Source organism: Syntrophorhabdaceae bacterium, assembly GCA_036504895.1.
Lineage (GTDB): Bacteria > Desulfobacterota > Syntrophorhabdia > Syntrophorhabdales > Syntrophorhabdaceae > PNOM01.
The window spans coordinates 48,720-58,987 of sequence record DASXUJ010000073.1; the positions used below are offsets into that span (position 1 = coordinate 48,720).

Annotated in this window: 11 protein-coding genes; 1 reads left to right on the plus strand and 10 read right to left on the minus strand. The window is 53.6% G+C overall.

Annotated elements, in window-relative coordinates; all coding sequences use genetic code 11:
• Positions 1-78: 78 nt before the first annotated feature.
• From VGJ94_10125 to VGJ94_10170, 10 genes are all read right to left on the minus strand, one after another.
• Positions 79-828, minus strand: a complete 750-nt coding sequence (locus tag VGJ94_10125; GenBank protein ID HEY3276966.1) for an SDR family NAD(P)-dependent oxidoreductase — start codon at positions 826-828, stop codon at positions 79-81.
• 66 nt (positions 829-894) lie between these two features.
• Entirely contained in the window at positions 895-1,278 is a 384-nt protein-coding gene (locus VGJ94_10130) for an ester cyclase (GenBank protein HEY3276967.1), read from the minus strand.
• A 49-nt stretch (positions 1,279-1,327) separates the two neighbouring features.
• On the minus strand, positions 1,328-2,641 hold the full coding sequence (locus VGJ94_10135; GenBank protein ID HEY3276968.1) for a TRAP transporter large permease: 1,314 nt from the start codon (positions 2,639-2,641) through the stop codon (positions 1,328-1,330).
• Complete coding sequence (locus VGJ94_10140) at positions 2,634-3,119, minus strand: TRAP transporter small permease (protein ID HEY3276969.1); 486 nt, start codon at positions 3,117-3,119, stop codon at positions 2,634-2,636. Before VGJ94_10140 ends, VGJ94_10135 begins: the two co-directional genes overlap by 8 nt.
• A gap of 209 nt (positions 3,120-3,328) precedes the next feature.
• Complete coding sequence (locus VGJ94_10145; protein ID HEY3276970.1) at positions 3,329-4,258, minus strand: thiamine pyrophosphate-dependent enzyme; 930 nt, start codon at positions 4,256-4,258, stop codon at positions 3,329-3,331.
• Positions 4,240-5,391: a hypothetical protein gene (locus tag VGJ94_10150; GenBank protein HEY3276971.1), complete on the minus strand. Its 1,152-nt coding sequence runs from the start codon at positions 5,389-5,391 to the stop codon at positions 4,240-4,242. The genes VGJ94_10145 and VGJ94_10150 overlap by 19 nt, the downstream gene beginning before the upstream one ends.
• Complete coding sequence (locus tag VGJ94_10155) at positions 5,388-7,121, minus strand: FAD-dependent oxidoreductase (protein HEY3276972.1); 1,734 nt, start codon at positions 7,119-7,121, stop codon at positions 5,388-5,390. Before VGJ94_10155 ends, VGJ94_10150 begins: the two co-directional genes overlap by 4 nt.
• On the minus strand, positions 7,118-7,672 hold the full coding sequence (locus VGJ94_10160; protein HEY3276973.1) for a 2-oxoacid:acceptor oxidoreductase family protein: 555 nt from the start codon (positions 7,670-7,672) through the stop codon (positions 7,118-7,120). The genes VGJ94_10155 and VGJ94_10160 overlap by 4 nt, the downstream gene beginning before the upstream one ends.
• Before the next feature lie 30 nt (positions 7,673-7,702).
• On the minus strand, positions 7,703-8,731 hold the full coding sequence (locus tag VGJ94_10165; GenBank protein HEY3276974.1) for a TRAP transporter substrate-binding protein: 1,029 nt from the start codon (positions 8,729-8,731) through the stop codon (positions 7,703-7,705).
• A gap of 58 nt (positions 8,732-8,789) precedes the next feature.
• Complete coding sequence (locus tag VGJ94_10170; protein HEY3276975.1) at positions 8,790-9,500, minus strand: TetR/AcrR family transcriptional regulator; 711 nt, start codon at positions 9,498-9,500, stop codon at positions 8,790-8,792.
• Between the two features lie 425 nt (positions 9,501-9,925).
• Here VGJ94_10170 and VGJ94_10175 point away from each other — a divergent pair.
• On the plus strand, positions 9,926-10,268 hold a 343-nt coding region (locus VGJ94_10175), incomplete at its 3' end, for a hypothetical protein (GenBank protein HEY3276976.1).

Sequence of the window (10,268 nt, forward strand, 5' to 3'; positions counted from 1 at the left end):
TTCATGGCAGACAGACTGGACGGGGACAGACACCTTGCATGAGATGTCTGTCCCCGTCCAGTATCCAAGGTGTTCTTTCTAATATGTGGCGCGTCCTCCTGACAGGTCGAAAACCGCCCCTGTACTGAAAGTGGCATCGTCGGAAGCGAGCCAATGGACCATGGCAGCCACCTCTTCGGCCTTGCCGATCCTTCCCATAGGGATGCGCTCAATGAGATACTTTGCTTGCTCCGGGGTCAGCTCGTTTACCAATCCCGTCTTAATTACGCCGGGAGTGATGACGTTCACCGTGATGTTATCTTTTGCGACCTCTTTCCCCAATGATTTTGTAAATCCTATTACGCCGGCCTTGGCCGCGCTATAGGGAGCCATATTGGGGTTCCCTTCCTTTCCGGCCACGCTTGCCACGGTGATGATCCTTCCCCATCCGCGGCTTCGCATGTGGGGGACGATTGCTCGGCAGCAATAGAATACCCCCGACAGATCGGTCGATATTACCCGGTTCCATTCCTCGTCGGATACCTCCCACACCGGGGCGATCTCTCCCCCCACACCGGCATTATTGACCAGTATATCGATATGATCGAATCTCTTGAGGACTGCATCGACCGTCTCCCTCACTGCCTTCGGGTCCGACACATCGCATGCAAAGGCCTCCACATCGGCCCCTTTGGACTTTAGCCTCTCGGTCGCCTCCCGGGCGCCGTGAAGGCTGACAAGCGCGACTGCAGCGCGGGCTTCGACGAACCTCTCGGCGATCGCCTCGCCGATTCCTTTCCCTGCGCCGGTAATTAGAGCTACCCGGCCGCTAAGATCGATAAAATTCATATGTCTTCCTCCAATCGGGAACCGGGCATGTATCACACCCCACGGTCCCTCTCATCTAGTGTAGGATCAGAACATCCCGTTCGGGTTCGCTGACTGCTCGGGAATCGATTGTATTACATCCCAATGTTCTTCTATCTTTCCTTCCCGGAGCCTGAATATCTCAATAATGACCCGTCCCATGGTTTCAGGGGGACGCAGGGCATGCACGTGGAGGACCACGTAGTCGCCCTCTGCGATGACTCGTTTGATTTCGTTTCTTTGATCAGGAAAATTCTCCTTCAGGAAGGCGACAAATGTTTTCAGTCCTTCGGGGCGGTCGCCCACCGCGGGATTATGTTGTATATACCCGTCAGCCATGAATCTCCTGGAGGCTTCGAAATCTTTCCTGTTCAGGAGCAGCTCGTAAAACTCCAGGACCGCCCTTTTATTTGCTTCTTCAATTGCTCCCATGAAATTCCTCCTTCACCCATGCTCCCGCGAGAGTCATCCTATCCGCGGATCAACCGCCACCGGAGCCCATAAAAAAATTGGGCAGAAATGTGGCGATCTGGGGAAAGATAAAGAGGAGAAGGGCAGCCGCGATAAGACTCAGGAGAAAGGGCAGAACGCCCTTGTAGATGACGTTGAAAGGCACACCCGTGATATTCCTCACCACGAAGACACAGATTGCGACCGGCGGAATGATTACGCCGATCATAATGGTGATGCCGACCATGATGCCAAACCAGATGGGATCATAGCCCAGCTTGACCACGGCAGGATAAAAAATGGGCGTCGCAAGGATCATAAAAGCAAGGTCGTCGATAAAGGAGCCGCCTACAAGGTAGACCATGATTATGAGGATCATCACGCAAAAGCGAGGAATAGGAAGGCCCGTGACCCAGTCCGCCGCGATGAAGGGTATCTCCGTGACCGCGAGAAAGTGGCCGAGTACCACCGATCCGGCAATCAGCATAAGGGTCATGACCGCGGTCCTCAGCGATTCGTCCCATGATTTCACGAGTACCCTGAAGGTGAGCTCCTTTCTGCACGCGGCAAGGACAAGGACCGCAAGGGTGCCGATGCTGCCGGCTTCCGTGGGGCTGAAGACGCCTATCATGAGCCCCCCTATAACAACGGTGAAGATGACAGCCACGACGATAAACTCGGGTAATACATGGAGTCTTTCGGCCCAGGATGCCTTGGGGGTCGCGGGCGCAACAGTCGGATCGATTTTCACCCATCCATAAATTACGCACAGAAAGAAGAAGGCGATGAGAAGGCCCGGCACAATCCCTGCGAGGAAGAGCCGTCCTATGGATTGTTCTACTATGATGCCGTATATAATGAGCACCACGGTGGGGGGGATCAACATGCCGATGGTGCCTACCGAAGCGACCACTCCCGTGGAGAGCTCTTTTTTGTAACCATAGCGGTCCATCTCAGGGATGGCAATCCCCGCGAAGGTGGCAGCGGTGGCGAGAGTCGAGCCGCACATGGCCTTGAAAATCGTAGCGCCGGCCACGGTGGTCATGGCAAGGCCCCCGGGCACGTGGCCTACCCATTTATGGGAGGCGGTATAGAGGCGTTTCGCAATATCCGAATTTGACGCGATCTGTCCCATGAGGACAAAAAGAGGGATAACAGTGTAGCTGTAAGACGTGAAGGTGTCGAAGAAGTCTTTCACGAGGAGATTACAGGCCGCGGAGAAAGAGACGAGATAGACGAAGCCCGCAAATCCGATAATGGCCATGCAGAAGGCCAGCTCGATCCCGGTGAGAAAGAGGATCAGGAGTATCAGGAGGGCCAGAATACCGACGGTTATCTCATTCATAGTCGCCTCCTTTCACGGTCTTTACAAAATCGGCAAAGAGGGTGACTGCCTGGAGGAAACAACTGAAGCTGAGGCCGAAAGGTATGGGGTAGTAAGGGAGCTTGAGTCCCGCGCTCACTTCATGGGTATTCTTTAGATCCAGTCCGTAGAGAATGAAATTATATCCGATAAAGATAAAAAGGGCGATAGCCAGGACCCTCGTCATGGCGCTCATGATCATCCTGTTGCGGGTATTGAGCTTTGTGATCAGGATGTCAACGTAGACATGTACCTTCATCCAGGACGCATAGGGGATCGCGAAGCCGACGACCACGGAGCCGCAAAAAGAAATGAGCTCCACAGTGCCCACGATAGGGTGACCGATATTCCGCATGAACACGTCGCCCAGGGTCACGAGCATCATAAAAGCCAACACGATCCCGGCAATGGTATGGCAGGTGATATCGAGTCTTTTGACTGCCAACAAAAATTGTTTCATCCTCAACCTCCGTGATTTTTGATACTTCCTTACCGGAACGTGTGCCGGGCGCCGGAGGCCTCGGGATTCCCCGATTTCCCTTTATCGAGGGGAAGAAGAGCCTGATCGAGGCTTCCCGACTATTCTCTTCACGGCCTTCGTCCTTTCCGGAGAATAAGACCCTGCAGGGGCCTTATTCTCCGGTCCTGCAGGATTTCTGCTCATAGTGATTAAGATTGTTGCCTTTCCCGCCGGCAGGGAGGGGCAACTCGGGACATAAGCCGCAGCCACTCCTCGTCGACCTCCTCCTGGACCCGTGAGATGTCCTGATCGGTCATATGGCGGTATCTGCCCTGCATTTTCAGGTACCGGCTCACCGGTAGCCCCTGAGGCTCTTGAGTGACTGTATAGTCCACGCCGTCGCGGATCTCGTAAAGCGGAAAAAGCCTGGTTTCCACCGAAAGCATGGCGGCCCTTGCGGTGTCGCCCTCGCTCATTCTCCACCCCGTGGGACAAGGGGTCAGAATATGGAGGAATCTGGTGCCCCTGACTTCTTTAGCTCTAAGGACCTTGGTCATAAGGTCTTCGGGAAAGCCGACGGATGCCGTCGCGGCATAGGGTATCCTGTGAGCCGCGATAATTTCCATAAATTTTTTCTTGCTCCTTTGCCGCCCCGTTGGGGTGGTCATGGTCCATGCGTCCGCGGGGGTTGCCGAGCTTGATTGGATGCCCGTATTCATGTACGCCTCATTATCGAGACAGACATAGATGAAATTCTCATTTCTGTCACAGGAGGCGGAAAGGCCCTGAAGCCCTATATCGAAAGTGCCGCCGTCACCGGCGAAGGTCACCACGTTGATATCTTTCTTTCCTCTGATTTCCATGGCGTGGGCAATGCCTCCCGCCGTGGGGGCGCCGATCTCGAAGGCAGTATGAAAATTGGGCACTCCAAGGGCAGTGAAGGGGTAGGCCATACTGATTACGCCCGAGCACGAGGTCACTACTGCTACAATGGTCTTTTCGCCGAGGGCTTTAAGTACCAGTCGCATGGCGATAGCCACGCCGCATCCGGGACACGCATAGTGACCCTGCCGGAATTTCTCGGTCAAGGCCGTCAATTCAGTCTGCTTCGCTGCCATGGTCATTCCTCCGAAATCCATTCAGGGAGTTCCCCCGGATTCTTCTGCTTCAATGTTTTTCTCACTACTCCCTCGATCATCTCGGGAGATACATTCGCGCCGGAAAGACCGGCAATATATCCCCATACCTTTGGCCTCTTATCGAGATTACAGAGGGCGCTTTTCAGTTCAGCGCAAAAAATGCCGCCTTTCCCCATGGAGCAGTTTCTGTCGATGACCGCGACTTTCCGTACGTGGCTGACTGCTTCCTGGACCTCTTTATAAGGGAATGGCCTGAAGGCCTTTATCTTCAGGAGTCCCACCCGGACCCCGTCTTCCCGCATCTTCCTCTGGGCCAGCCTTGCGCTGCTCGTCATGGCGCCGGTGGTGACGAGGACTATTTCGGCATCTTTCGTCTGTATTGCTTCAATCACCCCATAGGTGCGGCCGGTGAGTTTTCCCCACGCCCCATCCGCCTCTTTTATGAGAGGCCGTGCCCCCTCCATATCGCGGAAGCTCTGTTCCCGGAACTCCATGTACTTTACCGCATTCACCACATTGGAGATGGAGGCGGGGTGCTTCACGTCAAACCTCTCCGGAAGCTTGGGGGCCGGCAGAAAACGATCCACCACGGCCTGCTCCGGTATCTCGATCGGTTCCATGAAATGGGACGTAAAGAAAGCATCCATTATAACCATAACCGGGATAAGCGCCTTCTCTGCGATTCTGTAAGCCTGAATGACTGTATCGAGGGCCTCCTGGCCGTCCTCACAATAAAACTGCATCCACCCCGTATCCCTCTGGGCGAGGGTGTCGGTCTGATCGCTTCCGAAGGCCCAGGGCGCCGCAATTACGCGGTTTACACAGGCCATTACCACCGGGGTCCTGTTTCCGGAGGCGAAATGGAGCATTTCGTGCATCAGGGCCAGTCCCTGGGACGCGGTCGCCGTGAATACGCGCACTCCTGCCATGGAAGCGGCCACACATTCCGCCATGGCGGAATGTTCGGATTCGACTTTTACCATTATACCCGGAAGCTTGCCCTGGGCATCCATCTCGGCGAGCTTTTCGTAAATCGGCGTCTGAGGTGTTATAGGATAGGCGGCCACCAGCTCGGCCCTCGCGAGGCGCACTGCCTCGGCCACCGCATAGTTGCCGGTAGTCAGCTCTCTCATCTGTTTTCCTCCATTTCGATCACGTGCCTGGGGCATGTCACCGCACAAATACTGCATCCTTTGCAATAATCCTTGTCGACTTCATAGCCCTTCTTAAGACCTTTGAATATGGAGATATCAGGACAGAGGAAATAGCAGAGATCGCATTCCACGCATCGTCCGCAATTGAAGCACCTTTTGGCCTCTTCGATCGCCTTTTCCTTTTTTAGTGCTGCGGTGATTTCAGCGAAATTTGCCGCCCGCGATTCAGGAGATTGGGTATCGCCGTAATTCGGAGTGCTTGTACGATAGACAAGGGTATTCAACTGCGAATATTCCACAGTCTTCTTTAGGTTCACCCCGTCCGGCGCCAGGTACGACCGGAACGAGAGAGAGGGCCCGTTTCCGAGGGTTATGGAAGAGATGGTCTTCTCCTTTTTCCCGTCTGACAGGTGAATGGCGAGGGCGCTCCTTTTGCCGGAGGCGATAGCATCCACCACCGCGGGTCTCTGTTTGACAAGATCGCCACCTGCGTAAAGTTTATCGAGCGGGGTCATCCCGAACCGGTCCACGTAAACGTGGCTCCCGTCTTCTTCCAGCAGCCCGGCAGAAATAGGGCTCGTCTCCGGGACCTGTCCTATGGCGGAAATTACGAGGTCCGCTTCCAGGGTAAGGGGTTTGCCCCTGGCAGGCATCATCGTGTAAAGACCCGTTTCCAGGTCACTGATTACTTTTGTTTTTGAAAATGTGATGTTTTCAAGTTTCCTGGAGCCATTGAGTGCAGCGGGGCGAAATCCCCCGTACATTTTTATTCCTTCTTCCATGGCTTCCCGGACGGCCTCGGGAATTGCGGGAAAGCTGCCAGGGCTCTCCGGGGCCACCATGGTGACGGTTGAGCCTTTCCCGGAAAGACGCAAGGCTGTTCTTGCCACGTCCACGGCCACGTCTCCGCCTCCGATCACCACTATACGCTTCTTGCCTGCTGCGGTTTTACGTGCCCGGGGGTTGGAAAGAAAGTCGAGGCCCTTGAGCACATCCTTCCCGTGAGGACCTTCCAAAAAGAGGCCCCTGGGCAGCCATGCGCCGACTGAGAGAAAAAGGGCATCATAGTCGGCACGCAATTTTTTAAGCAGGTTTTTATCTACTTTTGTTTTGGTTTTCACCTCTATCCCGAGATTTATGATTCTTGAGATCTCCCGGTCCAGGACGTCCTTGGGAAGACGGTAGGGGGGAATTCCATAGCGGAGCACCCCGCCGAGCTCCTCCCTTTGTTCGAACAGTGTTATTTTATGCCCGAGGCGCGCCAGAAAATAGGCGGCTGACAGTCCCGCGGGACCGGAGCCGATCACGGCTACCCGTTTTGGTTTCTTGTTCTTTTGAATCGGAAGTGTGACGGACCCGTAGTCGGAGAGTGCCCTTTCAAGGCTCCTTATCTCCACTGCCTGGTCAAATTCCGCTCGATTGCATTTCGTCTGGCAGGGATGATAACAGACCCTGCCGCACACGCCGGGCAAAGGATTCTCCGCGAGGAGTAAGGAGAGGGCTCCGTCAAAATCCCCCGACCCTGCCTTTGCCAACACTCCGGCTATGTCGTTTCCTGCCGGGCAGGCCTCACGGCAGGGCGATATTTTTTCCTCATACTTCGGCTTTCGCGGACCCCAGTGGCCTGTTTTAAAGGATTCCGTGGTGGTATCGGAATAGGGGGCAATCCTTTTCAAATCGATCTGTTCATAAGAGCGTCTATTTTTCAAGATTGCACCCCCTCGCGCAACTCCGTTACGTCGAATGCCCTTTTTGCGGCGGCCACGTTTTCTTCTATCCTGGCAGGCACAGTCTCTCTTATGGCCGTCTCGAGAAAGGTAAAGGGCACATCGGGGTTCGCCCGGCAGTACGCGCCGAGGATTGCGGTATTGATTGTGCTTCCGAGACCGGAGTCCTCGGAGACGGACAAGGCATTGACAAGGGCGATCCTGAACTTCCTCAGAGAGGCAAAACCATCACGGGTGAGGGCGTTATTGATGATGATCGTACCACCCGGTTTCAGGTTCGCCATTATCTCCTTCTCGTCGATGAGGTCTGCGGCCATGTAGATTATCTGATCAGGCCTTTTTATCTCGCACTTGAGGAGGATCTTCTCCTCGTCTACCCTCAGAAAACTCGCCACGGGGGCTCCGCGCCGCTCCCCCCCGAAGAGGGAATAGCATTGGGGGTATTTGCCCATGTGAAAGTACACCTTCGCGAGTATCTGGGATGCGATGACCGCACCTTGCCCGCCTCTGCCGATAAACTTCACTTCAATCATATAATCACCTGCGCTATCGTGCCGTGTTTCTTAAGGGTTGTTTTTCAGAAAGTTGAGGCAAAAGTTTATTATCTCGTCACCGGGAAAACCCTTCTTGTTGAGCTCCTTGGCATATGCTTCCACCACGGGCCTTGTTCTCTTGAAAGCCTTTTCCACTTCTTCGGGCGATGCGTTTACGATCTTGAGACCCTTGGCGATGGAAAACTCGCGGCCCTCTTTATCGAGCTCGTCCCACTGTTTTCCCTGCTTCTCGATCCATTCCTCGCTGACTTTCATGAAGATCTGCTGAATATCCGGGGGCAGGGCATTCCACTTCGCCTTGTTCATTGCCACGAACTGGCCGGAGCTGTATGCGGCCCCCCTGTTCACATAGGTCGATTTGACGAGCTCGCCGAGCCTGAAGCCTTTGAGCGCCTCCATGGGGAGCAAGATGCCGTCTACCAGACCCTTCATCAGGGCATCGTAAGTTTCGGGGACGGGCATAGTTACGGGAAGGGCGCCCATGGCCTCAACCGTCTTTGCGGTCACGCCGTCGCACTTGATCCTCTGGCCTTTGAGATCTTCCATTTTAAGAACGGGTTTCTTGGTGCTGAAGAGTCCGGGTCCGTGGGCGTGGAAATAGAGGATCTTCACATCGTCAAGTTCTTTTGCTTTGAATTTCTGATAGAGGGCGTTGGCCATCTTGGTTGCCTGGTAGCCGCTCGAATAGCCCAGCGGCAGGTTGATGCTTTCCGTAATGGGCAGCCTTCCCAGCGTGTAGGTTACGACGCTCTGGCCTATGTCCGTGATCCCCTTTACCACGCCGTCATAAGTCTGAGCGGCAGGTGTGAGAACTCCACCTGCGAAATAGGTGATCTTTACGCGGTTATTGGTCCTTTTTTCAATCTCCCTGCACCACTGCTCAGTAAGGACGCTGTTCTTATGGACCGGTGGATAAAATGTAGAATATTTGAGCTTTATAACCTTGTCCTGTGCATATACGGTGGTCGAGATGAAACAGAAGAGAGAGAGGGCTACGAGGGTGAATGCCATAAATTTCTTTGCAGTGCTTCCTTTCATGGGAGATCCTCCTTAAAAGAGTTGACTCATAGGAACAACAATTGTCGCCGCCATCCCATCACAGGGATAGGGTATAAGTCGTTGTCTTGTTCACGATCACATTCACTTCCAGGTCAGTGACGGCCCCTTTCAGCATGCCCTGGAGAATCATATCTCTATAGGTCCTCGCAAAGACTGCGCCGTCGAGGGTATCTTCATTGGCATACCATTCGAGAAGCGTCCCCGAATGGAAGGCGATAATGGCATGGGCCACAACCCTGCTGTCAAGCTCTTCCCTTAGAAGCTGCTCCTTCTTTCCCTCATCGATTAATCTTTCAACGAACACACGGTATTTGGAGCGGACCTGGTTGATCTTTTTCTCCGCCTCGGTTCCGCTTCCGGCCATCTCAGCGGAAAGGGCCGCTTCCGTTACACATAGCTCGCGGTTATGATACCGGGGAAATTCAGACACCCATTTGTGAAAGGCTTTGAATTTTTTGAGAAAGCCACCATCGAGGCCTGATACGTTTTGGATGAGGGGATCGAGAAACTCATGCTCCCATTTCTCTATGATTGTCTCCAGGAGTTTGGATTTGGTTTCGAAATACCAGTAGAGGGCCCCCTTGCTAAGGTTCACCGCTTCCGTAATGTCTTTTATCGAAGTGCCCCGGAAGCTCTTGTTGAGAAAGAGCTTTATGCTCTCCGCCACGATCCTTTCCCTCACATCCGAATTTACATTTGTCCGGGCGATTTCTTGTTTTTCTTTGTGTATCGGGCGCGGCTTTTTCATGAGTGCTTTATCCGTGTACTAAATGTATGTTTAATCAAATACCGGGACCCTTGTCAAGGGAAAAAAAGAGCGGTACATTTACATAGAAGGCCAGGGAGCAAGGATGTATACAAGTGTGGCTTAAATAAATTGACCGAGCGGTTAACAAATACCTGCCGAAGGACAGGATGGTAGAACCTGTCAGAGAAACTAATAATAGACTTTTCTTGACACATTCTTCAATCGTATTGTATTAAATAACTGGTTAATTAGCCGCCCGCCCGGGAGGAAGGGAGGGTCGGATGAGACGGTCGTGGCCTGTGTTCGTTTTAAAGTCGGGCGTATCAGGGAGGCAAGACGGGTCAATTCCGGGGGCTCGCGGTAATCGTAGTTCCGGGCGCTCGATAGGAGCGGGGAGTTCAATAATTTTAAGAAAGGAGCAATATATGAGCTTGAAAGTAGTGAACCTTTTCACCCTTCCTGAAGTCGATTTCGCGAATGAGCTGCTTTCCCCTTTCGGGGCGACGCTGGTAAACGGGATGTGGATGACGGAGGACGAGATCGTCGCCCAGGCCCATGATGCCGATGCGGTGATCGGCGTAGTATCGGTTCAGCCCTTCACAAGACGAGTCCTGTCGGCTCTCTCGAAATGCAGGGTAGTGGCCGGTATCGCTATCGGCTACGACAAGACCGATCTTGAGGCAGCCACGGAATTCGAGATGGCTATCACGAATGTGCCTGATTATTGTCTCGATGAAGTATCAGGACGGGCAATAGCATTCATGATGG